This is a genomic window from Vibrio sp. 10N.261.51.F12, from assembly GCF_041471725.1.
GTDB lineage: Bacteria > Pseudomonadota > Gammaproteobacteria > Enterobacterales > Vibrionaceae > Vibrio.
Genome location: NZ_JBFROV010000046.1, coordinates 57,344 through 81,303, shown reverse-complemented (window position 1 = coordinate 81,303; position 23,960 = coordinate 57,344). Strand labels below are relative to the sequence as shown.

Here is a 23,960-nt window from a genome sequence, read left to right as displayed (position 1 = left end):
CGTTAAACTAAAAAATGCCAACCTTTGCGGTTGGCATTTTTTGTTTTTAAGACGGGATTATTTTGCCATTACTCGTGTTAGGCCATTTATTAGATGATTCCGTTTTCAACGCTTGTCTTTGGCACATCCCCACATCGCGGCAATCATCTAACACTTTTACCATAAAGCAGAATCGTATCGAGATACGGCTTCCCTTACCCTGGCATCTTTAACTGCATTTCTGGTGTCACGGCTTTTATCGCTCGTTTGCGCCTTATCAGCCACCAAATCAGTCCACCAATGACCAACAATACGGTGTTGCCTATCACAATCGCCATAATGGCGCGCTGCCGAACCGTTTCACGATGCAGAGCAATTTGAGCTTCTTGCTCAGCTTTCTTCTTTGCCTTGCGTGCCGCTTCTTGCAGCGCCTTAGCCTTCACTAAATCAATCGCGCCAACCACGCTAAAAGACCGCTCAGGTAAGTCGAATACTAGTTCTCGATCTGTCGATGCCTCATTCGCATAAACATGCCCTGTCCACTTATAGGTGCCCATTTCATTAAGGTCCGTGAACAAAGAAGTGAGCATCATTTCATTCGCTTGTGCCTGAACCTGAACGACCTGCTCGCTATCGCTCGGTGACGTGAGTTCAATTGACGCTGTTAAGCTTCCGGCTTGAATTGTGGCGGGCTCGCCGCGCATCACGACTTCATGCGGCGAGTTGACATCGCCTTGAACAAACCGAGTCGTAAACGGCGTTGGGTACACAAACACTTCCTGTTCTAGTGCTCGCAAAAAAACACCATTCCCGGTCGTAATACGAACATTGTATTTTCCAGGTTCAATTGTAATGGGTAACGTAACCGTAAAAATCCCATCGCCCGCTCGCTCATCTAACCCTTGCCCATTATCAAAAAACTCACCAATGACAATTGGGATGGGGCGCGTATCAGACGTTTGAGCTTCTTGCTCTTCGAGATAGCGTGTCATCACTACTTTTAGGTTCACGTGCGTGAGAATATTTTCGATAATCAAAGGCTGATCATCACTCAATAGATGCGCGGTAAATTTAACCTTCTCACCTTGATACAAACGTTCAGGTAACGTCTCCGCTTTTAGGCTTAGCTTAGACACTAACTGAATATTATTTTTTGGGGTAACCTTACCAATGGCTTGCCATGGACCCGGCATTGGATGTTCAACCGTAATAATATCAGCGGTGGGTTCTTCAATCCAATTGACATTGTCAGGGTGCTTCCACGCGTAATATTTTTTCCCATCAGGACGAACGAGGGTGACCGGGCGTGAATTGTCTTGTCGATAAACGAGAAAGGTTATTTGCTCAACGGTTTCGTCGACTCGAAACCGGTTATCCAAAAAGGACATCGAGGACTCACTGGCGACGGCGCTCCCCAGCAGCACTAGCCACAGGCCAAACGCGATAAAAACCCTCTGCATGTTTCTCTCCTACTGGCGCCACAAACAGTTACCGCCTTTTTCTACAATATCCAAACGCGAATTATGCGCCTCTATTTCATCGGCCGTTGCCTGCAAAACCTTTAGCGCTTTTCGTCCCGTCGTTAATCTTTTGATCATTTCTGAGTCAGAGTCCCCAGATTGTCCAGCATTAAACTGTAAATTGGTTTGCCCACCGGTCATGGACAAGTAAACGTCGGCGAGGATCTCCGCATCGAGTAAAGCGCCGTGCAAGATACGAGCTGACGTATCTATCGTGTAATGCTTTGCTAACGAATCAAGGTTTTTCCTTGCTGGCATGTTAGCCATGCGTTTGGCCATCGCCAGCGTATCGGTGATCTTGCAGTAATCTTCCGTTTTTCCAACGTTGGCATTAACCATGGAAAACTCAAGATCCATAAAGCCGACATCGAAGGGGGCATTATGAGCCACCAGCTCAGCGCCTTTGATAAACTCGAGAAACTCATCATGAATTTGCTTGTATTCCGGTTTATCTAATAAAAACTCATCCGTAATACCGTGCACCGCAATCGCTTCAGTCTGGATAAGGCGATCGGGCTTAATGTAGACATGGAAATGTCTACCTGTGAATTTTCGATTGATGATCTCGACAGCACCAATTTCAATGATCCGATGCCCGAGATAATGAGGGCCACCTTCACGGTTCATACCCGTCGTTTCGGTATCGAGTACGATGATTCTGCGCTGTTCTGAATTGAGGCTGGTATTCATGATGTTTTGTATGTCAGACTATATTAATAAAGTTACAGACCGACATAGTATCAAATCATGACGAAACAGGTTGAAATTTTCACTGATGGATCGTGCTTAGGCAATCCGGGACCTGGTGGATACGGCATCGTACTACGCTATAAGCAAACAGAAAAAAAACTGTCGAAGGGCTACCAGCTAACGACCAACAACCGTATGGAGATGATGGCGACGATCGTCGCGCTCAAGACACTAAAAGAGCCCTGCAATGTCATCCTCACCACGGATAGCCAATATGTGCGCCAAGGTATTACGCAGTGGATCCATAATTGGAAAAAACGTGGCTGGAAGACAGCAGACAAAAAACCAGTAAAAAATGCGGATCTTTGGAAAGCACTGGATGAAGAAACAGCGCGCCACTCTGTCGATTGGCGTTGGGTTAAAGGTCACGCCGGTCATCGTGAAAATGAAATGTGCGACGAGCTTGCAAGACACGGCGCCGAAAACCCAAGCGAAGAAGATGTGGGTTATCAACCGAGTTAATACGACGGTTACCTGACTAACATCCCCTAAGCTAACCTCTAAGCTAACCACTAAGCTAACCTCTAAGCTAACCACTAAGCTAACCACTAATCAGAGAGCACGAACCTAGTTGGTGTTGCGTTTATCTGTTGTTCGATAGTTTAAGCTCACAGGCGTGAGCTTCTTTTTCAAGTTCCAATGAGGCTTAATAGGCTTCAATGGATACGTCCGTTTCCGCGCCACGATAAAATATAAACTCCCCATCGGTGACGCCCAATCTCCAATGCTGCTCTCTAACCATGTCCACATGGTTCGGTTACGTTTCATAGGAAATAAGGCGTAGCTATCGGCATGCACAACCTGATAGTTCAACACGCTTAACCAATCACGAATTCGATTTGGTGTAAACATGCGCCCACTCCACGGGAAGTTGTTTCGACGCCAAGGCATTAAGCTCGCTAACCCCGTAAAACTAACGGGATTAAAGCCGGTAATGATCAGGTAGCCATCATCAATCATTACTCGATCAACCTCACGTAAAAGCCGATGAGGATCCTCGCTATACTCTAACTGATGAGACAGAATCACAGCATCAAAGCTCTTTTCTAGAAAAGGCAGTTCATAGCGATCTGCGATAATATTGTGCAGTGGATTTTTAGCGTCTAAATTAACTTGATGCTGTATATTGCAATTACAGCTTGTTAATTCGCAACTTAAACCACCAAGCTTAAGCATATGATAACCAAAAAGCTTCGGGCACCATTCATCCAAACGAGTCTGAATGGATTCAGAAACCCATTGACCATTGGCAAGTTCTTCCCAAGAATGAGGATGATCGACTTTTTTCTTGCTGCGTGCTGGCTTCATATTTTCGCGCTCTCTCTCAAAGTGAATTGGAGAAACAACAATGTTACATATCAAAAGCATACCCGCATTTAATGATAATTACATCTGGCTGATTCAAAATAACCAGAAGTTGTGTGCTGTTGTCGATCCCGGAGATGCCGAACCTGTCATCGCATATTTAGAGCAACATCAACTCGAGCTAACCACCATTTTGGTCACTCACCATCATTGGGACCATGTAAACGGCATTGGAGCACTTGTCGCGAAATACCCTAACCTCACGGTCATTGGCCCAGAAAATCCGAATATCCTACATCTAACTCATCAAGTGTCGGAGGGGCATCGCATCCAGTTATTTGGCGAGGAATTTTTGGTTCTTGATTTACCCGGACATACACTAGATCACATCGGGTACGTAGGCGATGCGAAGTTATTCTGCGGTGATGTTTTGTTTTCTGCTGGGTGCGGCCGCATTTTTGAAGGTACGCCCGCACAAATGTTTAATTCCTTGCAAAAGCTAACGCTACTACCAGAAGAAACCGACGTGTATTGCACCCACGAGTACACACTGAGCAACCTCGCCTTTGCTATGGCCATCGAACCCCATAATGACTTTCTTCACGACTATCGAGAACAAGCAAACCAAAAACGAGTGCAAGGTCTCCCAACGTTACCCACCTCGATTTTGATTGAAAAACGCATCAACCCATTTTTACGCACTCAACAACAAGAAGTCATGAAATCCGTTGCAAATAGATCTATCAACAACGATCCTGTGTCTACTTTTACCGCATTACGTGAGTGGAAAAACGAATTTTAACGTTTTCGTGCTTGTGTTGGCACCAGCCGTATTAGTATTATGCACGACCGTTCAAGTAAGAGGTTGTAGTAAAGACCATGCATAAGAAATACAGTTGGGCCTTAGCCCTGTTGCTGGCTGGATGTCAAATGACTCAGCCAGATTCGAGCAGTTCCACAACAGAGCCCACCAACTCTCCTTCAGAAACAGCAAAAAATACAACAACTAAACCTGTTTCTGTTGATGCTTCTACATCCGCGCCAAAAGCTCTCACACCACAAGAACAAAAAGATGTGTGGAAGCGTATAGCGATGCAATTGGAAATGCCGATCCCTGACCATGCAAAAGTGGATTATTATCGCCAATGGTACATTAAACACCCAAGCCATCTAAAAACGGTTTCTCAGCGTGCTCAGCCATTCCTTTATCTCATCACAGAAGAAATTGAAGCTCGCGGTTTGCCATTAGAACTCGCGCTACTCCCTGTTGTTGAGAGCTCTTTTGACGCCTTTGCTTATTCACATGGCAGCGCAGCAGGTCTATGGCAGTTTGTCCCGGCAACAGGTAAAGCCTTTGGCCTAGAGCAGACCTATTGGTACGATGGTCGACGCGATGTGAGCGCCTCAACAAGTGCGGCATTGGATTTTCTCACTCAGCTAAATAACCGTTTTGATGGCAACTGGAACCACGCTATCGCAGCTTACAATAGTGGCGGTGGCCGTGTTAACAGTGCGATCCGAAAAAATAGAAAGCTCAACAAACCGACAGACTTTTTCTCTCTCGACTTACCCAAAGAGACCAGTAGTTATGTACCCAAACTACTCGCGCTTGCGGATGTCATCGCGAACCAAGAAAAGTACGGTCTCGACATTCCAGCGATTCCAAACCAACCTGCGTTAACACTCATTGACCCAGAAGAGCAGCTCGATCTTGCTATTGCTGCAAAATATGCCGGCATTTCAGTGAAAGAGTTGCAAGGTTATAACCCAGCCTATAATCAATGGGCAACAGCGCCTGCAGGGCCACAGTCATTACTTTTACCCGTTTCAAGTGTGGACCAATTCAAATCCGAGCTCGATAAAAACCGTGGCAAAGGCATGCGACTGGTTCGCTACAAGGTGCAATCGGGTGATTCATTGGGTGTGATTGCTCAAAAACACGAGACGACAGTCAAAGTCATTCAAAATGCCAATGGCTTAAGAAACAACACGATTCGTGCTGGGCAATACCTATTGGTACCGACCTCGACGAAAAACAGTGATACTTATGCATTAAGCGCCTCAAACCGTCTTGCTGCGACTCAATCGACCTCTCGTGGAAACTATAAGCTGACTCATACAGTGAAAAGTGGCGATAGCTTATGGTTAATTGCAAAGGCTAATAAAGTCTCGCACCAATCCCTAGCAAAATGGAACGGTATGGGTCCAAAGGACACGCTAAAAATCGGCCAAGAGTTAGTGATATGGAAAGACAGTTCAAATGGAGCCATCATCCGCACTGTCTTTTATTCGGTACGATCGGGCGACACCGTGAGTGGCATCGCTCATAAGTTTAATGTCCGAACCAATGACGTAATGAAATGGAATAGCCTGAATAAACAGCGTTACCTGAAACCAGGCCAAAAACTAAAACTCTACGTTGACGTGACAAAAACCAGCGTATAGGTTTCCTTCATTAGAATTTAGTCAAAAGCGGCCACTGTGCCGCTTTTTTTATCTGTCGTTTATCTCTCAATATCAATATCAATATCAATATCAATATCAATATCGAAACCTTATCGAACATCGAACTCAGCAATCAATGGGTTATGATCTGAAGCGGTAGACTGAGGCGATGCTGAGGAGACTAACTTCATACCTCGATAAAAGATATGATCAAGAGGAAGCCCGTTCAAAAACCGTTTACGGTTATCATCAGCAAACATGACCTCTTTAATCTCGTATTTTTTTAATACATGGTGAAGCACTCCCAAGCGTTCTTCACTCCAGCTATTAAAATCGCCAGCGATAAGTAACGGGCCTTGATGCGTGATCAAGACTTGTTTGAAGGATTCAAGTTGTGCCATGTACTCCTCGGTGCCGATAGTAAAGTTCACGGAATGAAGGTTCACCGTCACCAACTTAGCACCATTACTCAAGGCATACTCTGCATACAATCCCGATTTAGGCAACCTTAGCCAAGGCTCGACTTGCAGATTAGCACATGCGATAGACGGCATGGCCGTACTTAAATTCAAGACTCCAGCAGAAACATCAAAGGCTTTGAAGGCGCTGACTTGATTGCTATTCCAGTTAGATTTTTTCAGCCAATCCATAAACGTCGGATCTAGATTAGCCTCTTGAAGCAAGGCCAACTGTTTTCCAGTGGAAAGCTTTTCTAATTCTGGAAACAGATTCTCTCGGTTTTGCTTGTAGATGTTCCAAACTAATACATTTAGGGTACCGGCACGATCCAGGGCTTGATCAGCGTCGCCCTGATAGCACTTGAGCTCCGTGTCGACATGACCACTATGAATAGAGGTCACCTCCGGTGTCACTTGCGTGGTAAAGATCAATTGAAAACTCGCTATGACAAGCGTTGTCGTGACAAGTCCGCCCCATAGAAACCATTTAAGTTTCATTTATCGTCGCCTCTCAAAAACAAAAAAGGAGTAGATATCTACTCCTTTTGATAGTTTAGCCGATTGCGATTAAATCGCGTCTTCGTCTTCTTCACCCGTTCGAATACGGACGACACGTTCGATGTCGGTAATAAAGATTTTTCCGTCGCCGATTTTACCTGTCTGCGCCGTCTCAATAATTGTATCGACACATTGATCTGCAACGTCACTAGAAACCACAATCTCCAGCTTCACTTTAGGCAAGAAATCGACCATGTATTCAGCACCACGATAAAGTTCAGTGTGCCCTTTCTGACGACCAAAGCCTTTTACTTCAGAGACGGTCATTCCGGTAATACCCACCTCAGCAAGTGCTTCACGCACGTCATCCAATTTAAAAGGTTTGATAATCGCTTCAATTTTTTTCATGTTGTTCCCTTACATCACTTTTATATCGATATTATCTGGTAGCGCATCAAAACAATCAATAGAAACAAAAAGCCCGAAGGACATCTTCGGGCTTCAGGTTAAAATTTTTTGTAATAATTACTTTATACTTGCATAGTAAGCCGCGACATTGGCGATGTCTTCATCACTTAGCATAGAAGCTTGTGCCTGCATCACGACCGCTAAACCACCTGTTCGCTCTTTATTTTTATAGGCTTTGATCGACGATGCTAGATACTGTTCATTTTGACCTTTTAGGTTTGGGTACCCTGGGATCACAGCAATGCCGTCCGCACCATGACACGCAGCGCAAATCGCCGCTTTCGCTTTACCGGCTTGGACATCAGCCGCTACAGCCGTTCCACTTAACAGACCAACAACAAGTGCGGCACCAATCACGACTTTATTCATTGTATTACCTTCCATTACTTCCATATAAACCAGATTAAAACAACATCTTTGCAGTCAACATGCCAGATCTGGCGATTTATTATGCGTTGATTGTGACATGAAAGCCTGTCACTTGTCCCAGATTAGTTCACAATCTGAACCATAAAAATCTCGATCCACAAATAAGTTAGCAACAGCAACCACCGCACCGTCCATCATTAAAATTGGCAGCCGTCTTCGTTGCCAGCTTGGTATTCTCAATTCTTGATACAGTTTTTTAAGTTTTCTGGAGCCATTTCTTGAGTGAGGGTGAGCGCTCAGCCCTTCAGGGTTAAACCTGACGTACATTGTTGACGTTAACTGGGCCCTATTCAGCGTCATCGTGGACGCTTCATACGCTTTTGCTAGACGCAACGTTCCTAATTCATCAGGTAAATCTAGCGCCATTGGTAATAATTGCTGACCAGGTGATACCGCCTCATTAGACTGCAATTTATCATTCGGTACACCTTCCCCATCATGTTGCGTCCACTTAATCGAAACAGCGGACATATCAGGCCTCTCATCAACCCAATATAACTGCCCATCAAACCGTCTTACTGAGCCTTTGACCAAGCGTAACTCTGGATTGGCATCTTGACGTGCACACGCGACTTCTTGCCACAATATTTGCAGCTGCCGCTCGCTCGGTAGCACAGCCGAACGCGATTCAAGCCAGAGTCTCAACAAATAATCCCGCTTTAACGCTGACGCGGCTTGCAAATCGGATATAGACAAACCGCCCAAGGGATTGATCAGAGCTTCGAGTTCTGGCGATAACATCTCATGAAGTAATGACTCTTGGTTCGCACACAAGCGCGCGCTTCGATGAACTGAATGGGCAAAATTTGGCCAGCGAGAATTAATGATAGGCATAACATCATGACGCAGAAAGTTTCGGTCAAAGCGCGTATCGGCATTACTTTCGTCATTGACCCATTGCAACCCCTCGGTTTCAGCATACGCAGCAATGGCACTCTGGGGGACGGTTATCAGCGGTCGAACGATACGCCCTTTTCCCCATGACATAGCTTCAGCCATGGACGATAAGCCTTTGGGTCCACTGCCCCTTTTAAGCGCCAACATGAAGGTCTCAGCTTGATCGTCGAGGTGTTGCCCCGTTATTAATATATCTGATACCGCCATATACTGTTCCAATACGCCATAACGTGCATCTCGGGCCAATTTCTCGATACTTTTTCCGGAATCAATTTCAAGCGTGACCTTATTTGATACAAACGCTATCCCTTCTTCCGATGCCCAGCGTTCACAATCGCTAAGCCAAACGTCAGCATGTTCACTCAGGCCATGATGGACATGCACAGCAAGACACTCTCGGTATGGATGTTGTCGAGAATAAATAGACAATAACCGCAGCAACACACGTGAGTCCATCCCACCACTTAAAGCCAATATAACCTTAGAGGTTGTGTCTAATGACGTAGACAACGTGTCTGAAAACTGCTGATAAAGAAACATAAAGGGATATCCAAAAACAAATAAAGCGAGCCAATGCTCGCTTTATTATACTAATCCTATCAAGGATTAGCAGTAACCATAACTCATTAAACGCTTGTAACGACGATCAAGCAATGTCTCTTGGTCTAGCAGCTCTAACTCATCAAGCTGACGTAACAACGTCTCTTTTAAATTCTCTGCCATTTGAATTGGATCGCGGTGTGCGCCGCCTAATGGCTCTTCGATAATATCGTCAATCAATTCGAGCTCTTTAAGACGAGGGGCAACTAAGCCCATCGCTTCCGCCGCTTGTGGCGCTTTATCAGAATCACGCCATAGAATAGAAGCACAACCTTCTGGTGATATCACAGAATACGTAGAGTACTGAAGCATGTTCACGTAATCACCCACACCAATTGCTAGTGCGCCACCAGAACCACCTTCACCTACTACAGTACAAATAATAGGAACACTCAGCCCTGACATGACCTTTAGGTTTTTTGCGATAGCCTCAGACTGCCCACGCTCTTCCGCGCCAACACCAGGGTACGCACCAGCCGTATCGATGAAAGTAATGATCGGCATTTGAAAACGCTCAGCCATTTCCATCAAACGAAGTGCTTTACGGTAACCTTCTGGTTTCGGCATACCAAAATTACGGCGTACCTTTTCTTTCGTCTCACGACCCTTTTGATGGCCAATAATCATCACTGGACGACCATCAAGTCGCGCCATGCCACCCACGATGGCTTTATCATCGGCAAACGCTCGGTCGCCAGCAAGCTCGTCAAACTCAGTAAACGCATGCTCAAGATAGTCTAGCGTATATGGACGTTGAGGGTGACGCGCTAGCTGCGCAACTTGCCATGCACCCAAGTCACTAAAGATCTTCTTTTTAAGCTCTAGGCTTTTCTTCTCTAGTTGTCCAATTTCTTTATCCAAATCAATTGCACTATCACCGCCATGGCGGGATACATCACGTAACGCTTCAATTTTAGCTTCTAGCTCTGCAATTGGTTTTTCAAATTCAAGAAAGTTTAAGCTCATCAATGAATCCTTTTCGATTCAGCCCTCAAAATAGTATTCGAGGACCCAATTAGTTAAATTCGAGTTCTACCTGGTCTTGACCAAGTAACTGCTGTAATTCTTCTAACAGTGTGTCATTAGGAGTAACACGCCATTCTGTACCCAACGTTAGTTTTGCTCTTGCATCTTCACGCTGGTAATAAATATTTACCGGCACGGTCCCAGCTTTATGTGGCGCTAGGATATCAGTGAAACGCTGATAAAAGCGCTCATCGATTTGCTGTTCAAGTAAAGAAATTGATAGCCCACGAGTAAATTTCTCGCGCGCGCTTCCTAAATCTAAAACTTCGCGGGCGGACATTTTAAGCCCACCATTGAAGTCATCAAAGCTGACCTGTCCAGAAACGACCACTATTTTGTCTTTTTCGAGCAATTCAGCATATTTATCTAGTGCATCTGAGAACAACATCACTTCCATACGCCCAGATCGATCGTCAAGTGTCATTAAACCAATGCGATTACCTCGCTTGGTTGTCATTACTCTTGCGGCAATCACCAAACCTGACAATGTCAGTGATTGATCTCGTCGTGTCGGTGTCGCTTCATTGAGTCGACAACTGGTGTACTTGTTCAGTTCCCTTAAATAAGCATTTATTGGATGCCCAGTCAAATAAAGACCAAGGGTTTCTCGTTCCCCTTCCAGCCAGACCTTCTCTGGCCACGCCGGAACTTGGACGTACTTGTGTTCCACTTCCTCTGGCGCTTCAGTCAACACACCAAACATATCCGATTGACCAAATGCCTCTGCTTGGTGATGCTGGCTTGCCGCTTTTACGGCATCATTAAGCGATGCCATTAACGCGGCTCGATGAGGCCCTAATCTATCTAATGCCCCAGCCATGATCAGTTTTTCAATAACGCGTTTATTCACCTTTTTCAGGTCGAGTCGAGCGCAGAAATCAAATAAATCTCGGAAGTGCCCACCTTGATTTCGAGCCTCAATAATGGCGTCAATTGGGCCTTCACCCACCCCTTTGATCGCACCAATACCATAAACGATAGCACCATCACCGTCGACATTAAAGCGGTACAGGCCCGAGTTGATATCTGGTGGCAGCAACTTGATTTTCATTCGTAAACATTCGTCTACGAGGCCGACTACCTTTTCCGTGTTATCCATGTCTGCAGTCATTACTGCTGCCATGAACTCAGCTGGATAATGTGTTTTTAGCCAGAGTGTCTGGTATGAAACCAACGCATAAGCTGCCGAGTGCGACTTGTTAAAGCCATAGCCTGCAAACTTTTCTACAAGATCGAAGATCTTCATCGAAAGCTCGCCATCAACCCCATTAGCAATGGCACCTTCTTCAAAGATAGCCCGTTGCTTTGCCATCTCCTCAGGTTTTTTCTTACCCATCGCACGACGAAGCATATCGGCACCACCCAGCGTATAACCCGCTAAGATTTGTGCGATCTGCATAACCTGCTCTTGATAGAGAATAATGCCATACGTCGGTTCGAGTGTTTCTTTTAGTGTTTCATGTTGCCATTTTTCATCTGGGTAAGAGACCGCTTCTCGACCATGTTTTCGGTCGATAAAGTTGTCAACCATTCCTGATTGCAAGGGCCCCGGACGAAAAAGCGCAACCAAAGCGATAATATCTTCAAAACAATCGGGCTGGAGCCGTTTTATCAAATCTTTCATACCCCGGGATTCCAATTGGAATACGGCCGTGGTTTCTGAGTTTTGTAATAGTCTAAACGACGCAGGGTCTTCTAAAGGTATCGATTCAATTCGAACCGGCGGCTTGCCTTCTTTTTCTAACCTTGGGTTAATCAGCCCTAACGCCCAATCTATAATGGTGAGCGTTCTTAACCCCAAGAAATCAAACTTAACCAGACCCGCGGTTTCTACATCGTTCTTATCAAACTGTGTAACCGGAAAGTTACCCTCAGCATCCGCATAGATTGGCGCAAAATCAGTGATCGTCGTTGGAGAGATCACCACACCACCCGCGTGCTTACCCGCATTTCGAGTACAGCCTTCTAGGATGCGACACATATCAATCAGGTCGCGCACCTCTTCATCGGCTTCATAAAGTTGTGGTAACGCTGGCTCGGCCTTAAACGCTTTTTCCAGCGTCATCCCTGGATCCGGTGGAATTAATTTTGAGATTCGATCGACAAAACCAAACGGATGCCCCAGCACTCGACCTACGTCTCTTATTACCGCCTTCGCCGCCATGGTACCGAACGTGATGATCTGTGATACCGCGTCTCGGCCATACATCTCGGCCACGTGGTCGATCACCTGATCACGTTTATCCATACAAAAGTCGATATCAAAATCGGGCATGGATACACGTTCAGGGTTAAGAAAACGTTCGAATAGTAGGTCGTATTCAAGCGGGTCTAAGTCAGTGATTTTTAGCGCGTAAGCAACCAATGAGCCAGCACCTGAACCACGCCCTGGACCGACTGGAATATCGTTGTCTTTTGACCACTGAATGAACTCCATTACGATAAGGAAGTAGCCAGGAAAGCCCATCTGGTTGACAACATCAAGTTCAATTCTTAAGCGATCATCGTAATCAGGGCGACGCTTTTCTCTTTCCTCTGCATCCGGGAATAAGAATTCAAGTCGCTCTTCCAGTCCTTCTTGTGATTTCTTCACTAAGAAGTCCGTCTCCAACATCCCTTCCGTCGGGAAAGCGGGAAGAAAGTACTCATCTAGGCGGACAGTAACATTGCATCGCTTGGCAATTTCTACTGAGTTCTGCAAGGCCTCGGGAATATCCGCGAAAAGCTCACACATTTCCTCTTCGGTGCGAAGATACTGCTGAGCGCTATATCGTTTAGGACGCTTAGGGTCATCAATGGTGTAACCATCGTGGATCGCAACCCGGATTTCATGAGCATCGAATAGTTCGGACTCAACAAAAACCACCTCGTTTGTCGCGACAACGGGTAGGTCGCACTCATGGGCAAGCTCAATGGCAAAGTGCAAATAACTTTCTTCGTCCGGTCGGCCAGTACGCATTAATTCGACATAAAAATGGTTGTCAAAGTGCGTTTGGTAAAACTCAGCGCACTGAAGTGCTAACGCACGATTACCTTTCAACAATGCTTTACCGATTTCACCGTTTTTTGCACCTGACAGTACAATTAAACCCTCAGCAAGATCCGCCAACCAACTTTTATCGATAACAGGTTGGTGTTGCACGTGACCGCGTAGATAGGCCTTTGAAATCAATAATGTTAAATTGTTATAACCGACATTGGTGGTGGCCAATACCGTGACACTCGTCAGTTCGTCGCCAAACTCGTCAGACTGCATGGCAAAGTCAGCGCCAATGATAGGCTTAATACCCGACGAATGAGCATTACTATAAAACTTTACGAGGCCACAAAGGTTAGTAAAGTCGGTAAGCGCCATTGCAGGCATTCCCATTGAAGCGACTTTTTTTACTAATGGCGGCACTTTCGATAAGCCATCGACCATTGAGTAATCACTATGTACACGAAGGTGTATAAACTTGGGATCTGACATTCTACGTCCTAAATACTGCAACAGGTTGGTTCACTAACATCGTGCTATTCAATGCCCAGCACTCGCTTCACTGGTTTGAAGCTTTTACGATGTTCATCAATAACGCCATACTGCTCAATTGCAGAAAAATGCGCTTTGGTCGGGTATCCCTTGTGTTGAGCAAAGCCAAATTGGGGATGACGCTTATCTAACTCTTCCATCTCTGAATCACGAATCACCTTAGCAATAATGGAAGCGGCACTTATTTCGGCGACTCGAAGATCACCTTTGACGACAGCTTGAGCGTCGACCGGTAGGCTCGGTGTACGGTTGCCATCGATCAACACAAGGTCCGGTGTGACCTTCAACCCAGCGACGGCACGTTGCATCGCGACCATGGTGGCCTGCAGGATATTGAGCTCATCAATTTCTTCGGGCGAACAACGCCCAACCGCCCACGCCAATGCTTTTTCCTGAATTTCAGGAAATAACGCCAAACGTTTCTTCTCTGAGAGTTTTTTCGAATCCGACAACCCCAATATTGGATTCTGAGGGTCAAGAATGACCGCGGCCGTCACGACATCCCCCACCAATGGACCACGTCCAACCTCATCGACGCCAGCAATTAGGCGATATCCCTGCGGGTACTCAAATGGAGGAATCTCTACTGGCGCTTTTTTAGTCATATTGTTCACTTAATTCTTTATTTATCAATGAGCTTTAGTACTGCCTTGGCGGCTTGTTCGTCAGCATTTTTACGGATCCAATGATGCATCTCGGTAAATTGAGACAACACTTCTGAATTATCACTGCTCAGTAATTTCGTCAGTGCATTATACAGATTTTCGACCGTGCAGGCGTCCATTAAGCACTCTTCAACGATACCATCATCAGCGAGTATATTCGGCAGAGATACATACTTGGTTTTGACTAATCGCTTCGCTAAAAAGGTCGTGATGGCATTCATTTTATAACCAACAACCATGGGTCTTTTGATCAGCATACATTCCAAGGCCACCGTACCAGAGGCAAGTAACACGACATCAGATGCGGTAATTACATTGCGCGCGGTATCTTGCACAATATGAAAATCCAATTCAGGCGCGAATGCTTGCCAGGCTTGTACAAACTGTTGTTTGCGTTTGTCATTCACAGCGGCGACAACAAACCCTAAATTAGGGTTATCTTGATGAAGTCGTTGGCAGGTTTCTATAAAGGGCTGTGACAACATTTTAAGTTCATTGTTTCGGCTACCAGGCAGCACGGCTAACCAGGTTTTATCTTGCTCAAGGCCTAACAAATCACGGGCAGAAACCTTATCTGATTCCAACGGGATAGCATCTGCTAACGTATGACCAACAAATTCACATGGCACATTATGTTTATCGTAAAATGCTTTTTCAAAAGGCAAAAATGCTAAGACTAAATTAGTGGCTTCACCAATTTTTATGATACGTTTTTGGCGCCATGCCCATACTGATGGACTCACGTAATGGACGGTTGGCGTTCCCGATTTTTTCAGGTCCAACTCTAAGCGAAGGTTAAAATCCGGAGCATCAATACCGACAAACACGTCAACGGGGTTGTGAGTAAAATAACGTACCAACTCCGCTTTGACATGAAGTAAACGCCGAAGTCGTCCTAACACCTCGACGAGGCCCATTACGGCCAATTCTTCCATATCAAACAAAGACTCACAGCCTTGGGCGATCATTTTAGGCCCACCAATGCCGACAAACTCAGCGTCAGGATAACGCTGTTTGATCGCCTTAATGAATCCTTCACCTAAGGTATCCCCGGATAATTCGCCCGCTACAATGCCGATTCGGAGTGCTCTTGCCATGATTTATACCTTTGTAAACGTGTTAGATTTTATCATTCCTAAAAGACAAAAAGACCGCTAAGTATAGTACCCGCGATCTTTTTCTAGCTCAGCCTTTACATGCTTAGCCTTTGTATAATTAGCGAATAATGCCGCGCTCTGAATTTTCAAAGCTATCGATGAGTCGATTGACTGAAGGAAACTCAACAGCCAACTCTACCAATAGAGGCTTAGCCTCCGCTAATGTTTTTCCTGAGCGATACATCTCTTTGTAGGCTTTTTGAAGCGCGCGTAGCTCCGGTTTTTCAAAACCATTACGTTTTAACCCTACAAGGTTTAACCCAAATGGGGTGGCATGGTTACCTTGAGCTAACACGTAAGCTGGAACGTCTTGAACGACGGCAGAACAACCACCAACATACGCATAGGCGCCTACAGTACAAAAAGGATGGATAGCCGATAGTGCCATCACACCTGCATGATCACCAACCGTAACATGACCACCAAGAATGGCATTGTTACCAATATGCGTATGATTTCCAACAATCACGTCATGAGCAATATGGGCGTTCACACAGAGTAGGTTGTCGTCACCCACGACAGTTTGTGTCTTATCCTGAGTCGTACCACGATGGATCTGGACGCTTTCACGGATAACATTGCGATTACCTACAATGACTCGAGTATCTTCACCGCCATATTTCTTATCTTGGTTTTCTTCACCAATAATGGCCTGTGGAAAGACACGGTTATCATCGCCTAATGTCGTGTTACCTTTGATAACGACATGCGACATAATCTCGTTATTTGCACCTATCGTTACATCACCAGAAATATAAGTGAAAGGACCGACAGTGGAGTTAGCACCAATACTGACGTTACCTTCAATCACTGCACTTGGATGGATTTTAGCGGTTTCATGAATCATATTAGAACTCTCGACGGGCACATTTTAGCTCAGCAGAGCACACCACTTCGCCATCTACTTTTGCAACACCAGTAAAGGCAGCAATACCGCGGCGCTCTTTGAGGAACTCCACTTCTATAATCAGCTGATCGCCCGGTGTAACGGGTTTACGGAACTTTGCTTTATCAACACTGGCGAAGTAATACAGTTCATTACCTTGGGGCGCACCAAAAGATTTGAATGCCAACAAGCCTGTGGCTTGTGCCATCGCCTCTAAGATTAACACTCCAGGGAAAACAGGCATTTGAGGAAAGTGACCGGTGAACTGAGGTTCATTGACTGATACGTTTTTGATTGCCTTAAGATATTTTGCTTCTTCATAGTCAGTTACACGATCAATCAATAGAAACGGGTAACGGTGAGGCAGCAATTCTTGAATTTCAGTGATGGTCATTATTTTCGTATCAGTACTCAAAGTCTTATTCCTAATTTAATTCTTATATCTTACTACAGGCATTATATACCCAAATCCTGCGAAGTGGCAGTGAGTGGACGTAAGATGCTAGTGTACAAACAATAAAAAGACCCGCAAATGGCGAGCCTTTTTGAAAAGAAGAAACGATTCTAGTCTTCTTTATCACTTAACTGTTTCTCAGCGCTTTTCAGTCGCTTATTCATGTCATCAATGCGATGCACGCGTGCCGCTGTTTTGCGCCATTCTTTGTTCGTTTGCAATGGAATACCGGACGAGTAGATACCTTTCTCTGAAATGCCTCTCATCACCATCCCCATACCAGTCACGATAACACCATCGACAATTTCAATGTGCCCGTTGATGACCGTACCACCACCAATCTGACAGTATTTACCAATCGTTGTACTGCCTGCAATGATGGTGCCACCGGCTAAGGCCGTACCATATCCGATGCGCACGTTGTGCGCGATCTGCAACTGATTATCAATAATCACATTGTCTTCAATAATTGTATCGTCAAGGGCGCCGCGATCAATCGTCGTACATGCGCCAATTTCAACACGGTTGCCAATGCGGACCGTACCGGTTTGTGGAATTTTAATCCACTCACCTTTCTCGTTCGCATAACCAAAGCCATCAGAGCCAATGACGGCACCTGACTGAACGAGGCACTGCTCACCGAGTTCCACATGGTGATAAATGCTCACATTTGCCCACAGCTTAGTGTGCGCTCCCAACTTAGCACCCTTGCCAATAAAGCTGCCTGAGCCTATTTGTACATGATCGCCGAGTACTGCACCCGATTCAATAACAGCGTTTGCCCCTACCGACACATTATTACCGATTGTTGCATCAGGTGAAATGACGGCGCTAGGTGCGATACCATCTGCGGCTTCAGGAGTATGATCTAGCGCTTGCGCCACTTTTGCATAAGCAATATAAGGATCAGCAACAACCAAAGCATTGGTTTGACAATGCTTCAGCTCAGAGGCTTTAACCATGACTGCGGAAGCGTTACTTTGAGCGAGATGTTTCGCGTACTTTACGTTCGTTAGAAACGTAATCTCGCCCTTTGCAGCGCTATCCATCGGTGCCACCGCGCGAATGATAGTATTCTCATCGCCATGCAGCTCCGCATCAGTAATCTCAGCGAGCTGAGCCAATGTCATTTCAGTCATAATTGTCCTACCGTGTTGCTAATCTATTACTTAAGTGAGTCGATAACGTTTTGTGAAATATTGAAGTCTTCTTTCGCGTAACCTACCGCTTGGATATCAATAATCATATCGTAGCCTTCTTTCTTCGCTACTTTCTCAACCGCTTCTTGAATCACTTTAAATAGTTTCTGTTTTTCTTCGGCTTCGCGGCGTTGACTTGCTTTCTCAAGTGCTTGACCTTTAATCTTGTACTTGCTGTCAAGTTGGCCGATTTCAATGCGAAGTTTCTCAACTTCCTCAGAACCTAGCAGCTCGCCATCACGTTGCAGTTTTTCCATTTTCTTAGCTGCGTCAGCTTGGATTGCTTGCAGCTCTGCCGCTTTATCTTTGAATTCATTTTGAAGCTTCTGAAGAACTGCCTCGCGCTGTGGTAAAGCTTGGAATACCTGCAGCGTATTCACATAGCCAATTTTTTGCGCCGCTTCTGCCGCATTAGCAAAAAGTGAAGACGTTAGGATAACAAGGCCAAGACCAGCCGCTTTCATCATTTTTTTCAAGGTCAATTCCTCTGTGTGTATATAAGTTCTATAGCCTTAATGTGTGAGTCTATAGTTTATGTGTTAGTTCTAACGCTAGAACGTATTACCGATCGTAAAGGTAAAGGCTTCTGTTTTATCACCTTCAAACTTCTTGATTGGCGTTGCTAATGAAAATACCAATGGTCCCATCGGAGACATCCATTGCACCGCGACCCCTAAAGATGCACGGTAATTTGAAGGATCCGAATAATCATAATAATACTCTTTTCCGGACATGTTAGGGTCAGCGGCGATATGAGTAAATTCAGTATCCCATAAGCTTGCAGCATCAACAAAGACACTGGTACGAATCTGGTTACGGAACTCATCCGATGCAAACGGAGTAGGAACAATTAACTCCACACTCGCAAGCGCAACCGCATTACCACCTACTGACTGTTCTGTCGCGGAATAACATGGGTTATTGCCACCAGCATTACTGGAACAGCCGTTAGGGTCATCATAGACCGCTTTTGGCCCCACTGAGTTCTGCCTAAAGCCACGCAGTGTTGAGAAACCACCCACATAAAAGTTTTCATAGAATGGCAACAGGTTATCGTTGCCATTGGTTTGCCCATAACCATTACCGTAACCTAATCGGCCTTTCAACAATAACGTAAAATTGTGACTTTGTGTTATAGGAAAGTATTGTCTTACATCATATTGACTCTTGAAGTATTGAACATCCGATCCAGGAACCGTCACTTTACCATAGAGTTTTTGATGGTTGCCGGCTGTCGGGAAACGACCTCGGTTTAGGTTGTTTCGAGTCCATGCTGCTGTCATATGGAAATCATCGGTAAGAAGATTTCCATCAGCATCAATATTATCGGCTTGTGCTTGTAAGAATTTTTCTATCTGAACGTATTCTTTGATGTTGCCTAATCGGCTATGCGTATAACCACCACCAAACTCTAAGTAGTTCAGTTCATCAACGGGGAAACCCCACGTCAAACTTGCCCCATAACTTTGGTCGGTATAGTCAATAATCCCAGCTTTAGAAGCCTCGAATTCGTTATAGAAAATCTGACCACCCAGACTGACACCATCTAGGTTCCAGTATGGGTCTCGATAATCCAGTGTGACATTTTTTTGGTATTTATTGGTCATGGCGCTGATACCAACGCGATCGCCACTACCAGCAAAGTTATCTTGCTGCAGTCCGACCTGGAAGCTGATACCCGATTCAGTACCATAACCAACACCAAAGTTTACACTGCCTGAGTTCGCTTCTTTGACGTCATACACCAAGTCAACTTGGTCTTCCGAGCCCGGTACTCGAACCGTTTGCACATCGACCGTTTCAAAAAAGCCAAGACGGTTAAGACGATCCTTACCAACATCGATAGATTTGGAGTTTAACCAGCTGGATTCCATCTGACGCATTTCACGTCGCAATACTTCATCTTTCGTCGAGTTGTTGCCGGTAAAACGAATATCACGGACATAGATCCGATTACCCGACTCAACGTTAATAACTAACGATACGGTATTATTCTCGTCATCAAATTCAGGAATCGTACGAACCTGTGGATAAGCATACCCTGACTGGCCGAGTTCACGCTTGATGCTCTCTTCTAACGCGGTCACGCTAGAGCCGTTGTAAGTATCACCATCCTGGAATGGAACCATGGCTTTAAAATCGGCTTCTTTACCAATGAGTTGGCCACGAAACTTCACGTTTTCGACTTGATAAGGTGCCCCCTCATCTATCCCTAAGGTGATGTAGACGCCTTTTTTGTCTGGCGAGATCGAAACCTGAGTCGTATCAACCTTAAACTTCAGATAGCCGCGATCAAGGTAATACGATTTAAGCGCTTCAATATCACCGGCAAGGACTTGCTTCTGATACTTGTCATCCGCTAGGAAATTCCACCATGCAACATCGACATTTAGGTTAAAACGAGAACGTAACTCACTATCAGTAAACACTTTGTTACCAATGAAGTTAATCTGTTTTATTTTCGCCGACACGCCCTCAGTAAAGACAAACTTTAGGTCCGAACGATTTCGTGGCAGTGGCGTCACAACCGCTTGAACCTTAGCGTTGTATTTACCCACGCTGTAATAAAAGTCTTCTAACCCTTTTTCAATGTTACTTAGTGTGGTGCGATCGAGCGCCTCACCGACAAGTACACCGGATGCATCTAGGTTCTGTTGCAGCTGTTCTTCTTTAATTGCCTCGTTTCCTGAAAAGGAAATACTGGCAATCGTTGGTCGTTCTTTTACTTTTACCACTAACGCATCTTGATCACGTAACACTTTGATATCTTCAAAGTTCCCTGATTTATAAAGTGCATTAATGATCTCTGAGATATCCTTCCCGTCAACCGTGTCACCGATCCGTACTGGCATTTTCAATAGAGCAGCACCAAGTGCCACCCTTTGTAATCCTTCAATACGAATGTCCTGTACAACAAAATCCTCAGCTCCATTCGCCGACACACTGGTCGCTAGTAGAGACGCGAATAGAAAATGCTTAATCGCCATACCTGCTCTAATTAATCCTTTGCTAATACTGCTGCCTAAATTCTGATATCAGAGGCGTGAAAAATCGTTAAAAATTGCTATTAACATGAGTGAAAAAATAATAGCGCCTCCCACTCGATAGCCCATTTCTTGTATTTTTTCTGGCACCGGTCTGCGAATCACTGCTTCGATTGCAAAAAACAGCAAATGACCACCATCTAACATCGGTAATGGCACCAGGTTTATTATTCCTAGGTTGACACTGATCAGCGCTAAAAAGCCTAAAAAGTAAACCAATCCATAATCGGCTGTCGCCCCTGCCCCTTTAGCAATAGAAATAGGGCCGCTCAAGTTATTTAAGCCAACATCACCGGTAATCAATTTTTTGAGCATCGACACGGTTAGCTCTATGATTTGACCTGTTTTAACGAACGCTCGTCCTACTGACTCAACGGGGCCATACTGAAGCTCAAATCGATAATCTTCAGGCCATGCCTCCATGTCTGGCGCAATGCCCGCGAATCCGATATTTCTCCCGTCTTTAAGTGTCCTCGAATCAGGGATAAGTGTCAGTGTGCGCTTTTCATTATTCCTATCAACAACAATATCAACTGGTGTGTTTGGGTTGGCTTGAATCGCTTCCACCACTTGTTGCCATTCATCTATCGGTTGTTCGTTAATCGCAACAATCGTATCCCCCGCCACTATGCCAGCAGCAGCACCTGCTCCATCATCGCTTACGTTTACTAGCGTCGTTTTAATGGCTGGCGAGTATGGTCTAAATCCAAGCGTCCCCATAGCAGACTCTGTTTCCGGATTAAAGTTCCAGCTCGACAAGTCAAATGTTAATTTTTTATCTGTTCCTATTTGTTCACTCGATGAAACTGTGACCGTCATTTGATTATCGCCAATACGCGAGACTAAGCCAAGATTCACGGATTCCCAATCTAGAGTCTGTTTACCATCAATAGAACGAATCTGCATACCCGGTTCAAATCCAGCTTGAGCAGCAATTGAAGAAGGCGTTACCTCTCCGATAACAGGCTTAACGGCTGGAACACCAATCAAAAAAACCAACCAATAGGCAAAAACCGCAAATATAAAGTTAAACGCAGGTCCTGCTCCTACGATAGCGGTTCTTTTCCAAAGAGGCTTTTTATCAAAAGCATACTTGTGATCTGCTTCAGAGACTTCATCAACACGGCTATCTAGCATCTTGACATAGCCGCCAAGAGGGATCATAGAAACACTGTATTCAGTGCCGTCTTTACCCATTTTTGACCAAATGGATTTGCCAAAGCCAATAGAGAACTTTTCGACATAAACCCCACACTTTCTTGCTACCCAAAAGTGGCCAAATTCATGTACTGCCACAAGGATGCCTAATGCAATAACGAAGGAGGCAAAGTTCCACAGTATATCTGTCATCGTAAATTATCTCTCACGGCCAATGGCTTGTGATTTATAGGTCTATCGTTACATGCCACGAACAAATTCGCTCGCATAGATTCGAGCCATTCTATCTAGCTCAAGAATGCTTTCCAAGTCACTTAACTGTTTAAATTCACCTGACGAACAAACCTTCGACATAACATGGTCATTTATCCGGCTAATATCTGTAAATTTTATACTCTCAGACAGAAAGGCATCCACTGCGATTTCATTGGCCGCATTAATGGCTGTTGTCGCATGTTGCCCTTCATAACACGCCTCAATGGCTAATTCTAGGCATGGATAACGTGCAAAGTCGGGCTCTAAAAAAGTTAACTCCGACATTTTTGTAAAATCGAGTGGCGGTACACCTGCAGGAATGCGTTCTGGATAAGACATCGAGAATGCTATCGGTGTTGCCATATCTGGCTGTCCCATTTGCGCAAGGACAGACCCGTCTTGATACTGGACCATAGAGTGAATAACGGACTGAGGATGAATAATGACTTTGAGTTGCTCTTTAGCTGTATTAAATAGCCACCTAGCCTCGATAAACTCAAGACCTTTATTCATCATGGTTGCAGAATCAACCGAGATCTTAGGCCCCATAGACCAATTAGGATGCGCGATCGCTTGCGCGGGAGTGACCGAAGACAACGTTGAGGTCTCACTATAGCGAAATGGTCCCCCAGAGCCTGTCAGCAAAATATGATCAATACCCGCTTGCGCTAAATCGCAATGCCCTAACTGAGTTTGAATCGTTTGAGGGAGACATTGAAAAATTGCATTATGTTCGCTATCAACGGGAAGCAACTGTGCGCCAGAGTTACGAACGGCATCAATAAACAACTGCCCCGACATCACCAATGCTTCTTTATTTGCTAACAATACTCGCTTACTTGCTTTCACAGCAGCAAGTGTTGGCAACAAGCCAGCTGCGCCAACAATAGCAGCCATCACCATATCTACGGCGTCATCAGAAGACACTTTACACATGGCTTCCTGACCAAACAGGACCTGTGTTTCGACGAGCCCATTCAATTCATTTTTTAGTCGCTTGGCATCTGCCTCTTCAGCCATCACAGCATACTTAGGTTGCCACTGTAAGCATAGGAGCGCCATTTTAGTGACGTTTTTACCACCGACTAAAGCGTAAATAGAATAGAGTGAAGGGTTTTCAGCGACCACTTTTAGAGTGCTTGCACCAATGGAACCCGTAGCACCAAGTATGGTTAGATTTTGCATGCTAATACGACCGCTTTAAAATCGAGTAGGGAACGGTGATTGTTCCCTACTCT

The 23,960-nt window shown here is 45.1% G+C and carries 20 protein-coding genes and 1 pseudogene; 3 read left to right on the top strand and 18 right to left on the bottom strand.

Annotated features, from left to right (window positions below):
• Window positions 1-194: 194 nt before the first annotated feature.
• Both AB4405_RS22070 and dnaQ read right to left on the bottom strand, forming a co-directional pair.
• Window positions 195-1,439, bottom strand: coding sequence for a TIGR03503 family protein (locus tag AB4405_RS22070; RefSeq protein WP_372062845.1), 1,245 nt, complete (start codon window positions 1,437-1,439; stop codon window positions 195-197).
• A 9-nt stretch (window positions 1,440-1,448) separates the two neighbouring features.
• Window positions 1,449-2,189 carry a DNA polymerase III subunit epsilon gene (gene dnaQ, locus AB4405_RS22065; protein WP_372062844.1) on the bottom strand — a complete coding sequence of 247 codons (741 nt, stop codon included), beginning with the start codon at window positions 2,187-2,189 and terminating at the stop codon, window positions 1,449-1,451.
• Window positions 2,190-2,246: 57 nt separating this feature from the next.
• On the opposite strand from dnaQ, the gene rnhA reads away from it, so the two are divergent.
• Window positions 2,247-2,711: a ribonuclease HI gene (gene rnhA, locus AB4405_RS22060; RefSeq protein WP_372062843.1), complete on the top strand. Its 465-nt coding sequence runs from the start codon at window positions 2,247-2,249 to the stop codon at window positions 2,709-2,711.
• A gap of 105 nt (window positions 2,712-2,816) precedes the next feature.
• On the opposite strand, the gene AB4405_RS22055 is transcribed toward rnhA, so the two are convergent.
• A complete protein-coding gene (locus AB4405_RS22055) occupies window positions 2,817-3,557 on the bottom strand; it encodes a class I SAM-dependent methyltransferase (RefSeq protein ID WP_372062842.1) in 741 nt (246 codons plus the stop codon).
• Between the two features lie 40 nt (window positions 3,558-3,597).
• On the opposite strand from AB4405_RS22055, the gene gloB reads away from it, so the two are divergent.
• Together gloB and AB4405_RS22045 are read left to right on the top strand one after the other, a co-directional pair.
• Entirely contained in the window at window positions 3,598-4,356 is a 759-nt protein-coding gene (gloB, locus tag AB4405_RS22050; RefSeq protein ID WP_102469670.1) for a hydroxyacylglutathione hydrolase, read from the top strand.
• Between the two features lie 245 nt (window positions 4,357-4,601).
• Window positions 4,602-5,999 (top strand): annotated as a pseudogene (locus AB4405_RS22045) (LysM peptidoglycan-binding domain-containing protein); the annotation flags it as partial.
• A gap of 110 nt (window positions 6,000-6,109) precedes the next feature.
• On the opposite strand, the gene AB4405_RS22040 reads toward AB4405_RS22045, so the two are convergent.
• From AB4405_RS22040 to ispC, 15 genes are all read right to left on the bottom strand, one after another.
• Window positions 6,110-6,955 carry an endonuclease/exonuclease/phosphatase family protein gene (locus AB4405_RS22040; protein ID WP_372062841.1) on the bottom strand — a complete coding sequence of 282 codons (846 nt, stop codon included), beginning with the start codon at window positions 6,953-6,955 and terminating at the stop codon, window positions 6,110-6,112.
• A gap of 69 nt (window positions 6,956-7,024) precedes the next feature.
• Window positions 7,025-7,363, bottom strand: coding sequence for a nitrogen regulatory protein P-II (gene glnB, locus AB4405_RS22035; RefSeq protein ID WP_102469667.1), 339 nt, complete (start codon window positions 7,361-7,363; stop codon window positions 7,025-7,027).
• A 117-nt stretch (window positions 7,364-7,480) separates the two neighbouring features.
• Window positions 7,481-7,792, bottom strand: a complete 312-nt coding sequence (locus tag AB4405_RS22030; RefSeq protein ID WP_102469690.1) for a cytochrome c — start codon at window positions 7,790-7,792, stop codon at window positions 7,481-7,483.
• A gap of 108 nt (window positions 7,793-7,900) precedes the next feature.
• Window positions 7,901-9,289, bottom strand: a complete 1,389-nt coding sequence (gene tilS / locus AB4405_RS22025) for a tRNA lysidine(34) synthetase TilS (protein WP_372062840.1) — start codon at window positions 9,287-9,289, stop codon at window positions 7,901-7,903.
• 66 nt (window positions 9,290-9,355) lie between these two features.
• Entirely contained in the window at window positions 9,356-10,315 is a 960-nt protein-coding gene (gene accA / locus AB4405_RS22020) for an acetyl-CoA carboxylase carboxyl transferase subunit alpha (RefSeq protein ID WP_102469665.1), read from the bottom strand.
• 49 nt (window positions 10,316-10,364) lie between these two features.
• Complete coding sequence (gene dnaE / locus AB4405_RS22015; RefSeq protein ID WP_372062839.1) at window positions 10,365-13,844, bottom strand: DNA polymerase III subunit alpha; 3,480 nt, start codon at window positions 13,842-13,844, stop codon at window positions 10,365-10,367.
• Between the two features lie 44 nt (window positions 13,845-13,888).
• Window positions 13,889-14,509: a ribonuclease HII gene (rnhB, locus tag AB4405_RS22010; RefSeq protein WP_372062838.1), complete on the bottom strand. Its 621-nt coding sequence runs from the start codon at window positions 14,507-14,509 to the stop codon at window positions 13,889-13,891.
• Between the two features lie 17 nt (window positions 14,510-14,526).
• On the bottom strand, window positions 14,527-15,666 hold the full coding sequence (lpxB, locus tag AB4405_RS22005) for a lipid-A-disaccharide synthase (RefSeq protein ID WP_372062837.1): 1,140 nt from the start codon (window positions 15,664-15,666) through the stop codon (window positions 14,527-14,529).
• 118 nt (window positions 15,667-15,784) lie between these two features.
• Window positions 15,785-16,573 (bottom strand): acyl-ACP--UDP-N-acetylglucosamine O-acyltransferase, encoded by a 789-nt coding sequence (gene lpxA, locus AB4405_RS22000; RefSeq protein ID WP_372062836.1) that lies wholly within the window; start codon window positions 16,571-16,573, stop codon window positions 15,785-15,787.
• A gap of 1 nt (window position 16,574) precedes the next feature.
• The gene (gene fabZ / locus AB4405_RS21995) at window positions 16,575-17,006 is read right to left on the bottom strand and encodes a 3-hydroxyacyl-ACP dehydratase FabZ (protein ID WP_372062851.1); all 432 of its coding nucleotides are present in this window, start codon (window positions 17,004-17,006) and stop codon (window positions 16,575-16,577) included.
• A 170-nt stretch (window positions 17,007-17,176) separates the two neighbouring features.
• Window positions 17,177-18,205 carry a UDP-3-O-(3-hydroxymyristoyl)glucosamine N-acyltransferase gene (gene lpxD / locus AB4405_RS21990; RefSeq protein WP_372062835.1) on the bottom strand — a complete coding sequence of 343 codons (1,029 nt, stop codon included), beginning with the start codon at window positions 18,203-18,205 and terminating at the stop codon, window positions 17,177-17,179.
• 26 nt (window positions 18,206-18,231) lie between these two features.
• The gene (locus AB4405_RS21985) at window positions 18,232-18,732 is read right to left on the bottom strand and encodes an OmpH family outer membrane protein (RefSeq protein ID WP_198593091.1); all 501 of its coding nucleotides are present in this window, start codon (window positions 18,730-18,732) and stop codon (window positions 18,232-18,234) included.
• Window positions 18,733-18,816: 84 nt separating this feature from the next.
• The gene (bamA, locus tag AB4405_RS21980) at window positions 18,817-21,252 is read right to left on the bottom strand and encodes an outer membrane protein assembly factor BamA (protein ID WP_372062834.1); all 2,436 of its coding nucleotides are present in this window, start codon (window positions 21,250-21,252) and stop codon (window positions 18,817-18,819) included.
• A 48-nt stretch (window positions 21,253-21,300) separates the two neighbouring features.
• Window positions 21,301-22,659, bottom strand: coding sequence for a sigma E protease regulator RseP (gene rseP, locus AB4405_RS21975; protein WP_372062833.1), 1,359 nt, complete (start codon window positions 22,657-22,659; stop codon window positions 21,301-21,303).
• A 48-nt stretch (window positions 22,660-22,707) separates the two neighbouring features.
• A complete protein-coding gene (gene ispC / locus AB4405_RS21970) occupies window positions 22,708-23,907 on the bottom strand; it encodes a 1-deoxy-D-xylulose-5-phosphate reductoisomerase (RefSeq protein ID WP_372062832.1) in 1,200 nt (399 codons plus the stop codon).
• Between the last annotated feature and the right edge of the window lie 53 nt (window positions 23,908-23,960).

Excerpts from the sequence above, each read along its gene's own strand:
- AB4405_RS22055 (WP_372062842.1), bottom strand. The coding sequence starts at position 3,557 with ATGAAGCCAGCACGCAGCAAGAAAAAAGTCGATCATCCTCATTCTTGG.
- rnhB (WP_372062838.1), bottom strand. The coding sequence starts at position 14,509 with ATGACTAAAAAAGCGCCAGTAGAGATTCCTCCATTTGAGTACCCGCAG.
- AB4405_RS22040 (WP_372062841.1), bottom strand. The coding sequence starts at position 6,955 with ATGAAACTTAAATGGTTTCTATGGGGCGGACTTGTCACGACAACGCTT.
- tilS (WP_372062840.1), bottom strand. The coding sequence starts at position 9,289 with ATGTTTCTTTATCAGCAGTTTTCAGACACGTTGTCTACGTCATTAGAC.
- accA (WP_102469665.1), bottom strand. The coding sequence starts at position 10,315 with ATGAGCTTAAACTTTCTTGAATTTGAAAAACCAATTGCAGAGCTAGAA.
- lpxA (WP_372062836.1), bottom strand. The coding sequence starts at position 16,573 with ATGATTCATGAAACCGCTAAAATCCATCCAAGTGCAGTGATTGAAGGT.
- gloB (WP_102469670.1), top strand. The coding sequence starts at position 3,598 with ATGTTACATATCAAAAGCATACCCGCATTTAATGATAATTACATCTGG.
- dnaE (WP_372062839.1), bottom strand. The coding sequence starts at position 13,844 with ATGTCAGATCCCAAGTTTATACACCTTCGTGTACATAGTGATTACTCA.
- glnB (WP_102469667.1), bottom strand. The coding sequence starts at position 7,363 with ATGAAAAAAATTGAAGCGATTATCAAACCTTTTAAATTGGATGACGTG.
- rnhA (WP_372062843.1), top strand. The coding sequence starts at position 2,247 with ATGACGAAACAGGTTGAAATTTTCACTGATGGATCGTGCTTAGGCAAT.
- bamA (WP_372062834.1), bottom strand. The coding sequence starts at position 21,252 with ATGGCGATTAAGCATTTTCTATTCGCGTCTCTACTAGCGACCAGTGTG.
- AB4405_RS22070 (WP_372062845.1), bottom strand. The coding sequence starts at position 1,439 with ATGCAGAGGGTTTTTATCGCGTTTGGCCTGTGGCTAGTGCTGCTGGGG.
- AB4405_RS21985 (WP_198593091.1), bottom strand. The coding sequence starts at position 18,732 with ATGATGAAAGCGGCTGGTCTTGGCCTTGTTATCCTAACGTCTTCACTT.
- AB4405_RS22030 (WP_102469690.1), bottom strand. The coding sequence starts at position 7,792 with ATGAATAAAGTCGTGATTGGTGCCGCACTTGTTGTTGGTCTGTTAAGT.
- lpxB (WP_372062837.1), bottom strand. The coding sequence starts at position 15,666 with ATGGCAAGAGCACTCCGAATCGGCATTGTAGCGGGCGAATTATCCGGG.
- lpxD (WP_372062835.1), bottom strand. The coding sequence starts at position 18,205 with ATGACTGAAATGACATTGGCTCAGCTCGCTGAGATTACTGATGCGGAG.
- fabZ (WP_372062851.1), bottom strand. The coding sequence starts at position 17,006 with ATGACCATCACTGAAATTCAAGAATTGCTGCCTCACCGTTACCCGTTT.
- dnaQ (WP_372062844.1), bottom strand. The coding sequence starts at position 2,189 with ATGAATACCAGCCTCAATTCAGAACAGCGCAGAATCATCGTACTCGAT.
- ispC (WP_372062832.1), bottom strand. The coding sequence starts at position 23,907 with ATGCAAAATCTAACCATACTTGGTGCTACGGGTTCCATTGGTGCAAGC.
- rseP (WP_372062833.1), bottom strand. The coding sequence starts at position 22,659 with ATGACAGATATACTGTGGAACTTTGCCTCCTTCGTTATTGCATTAGGC.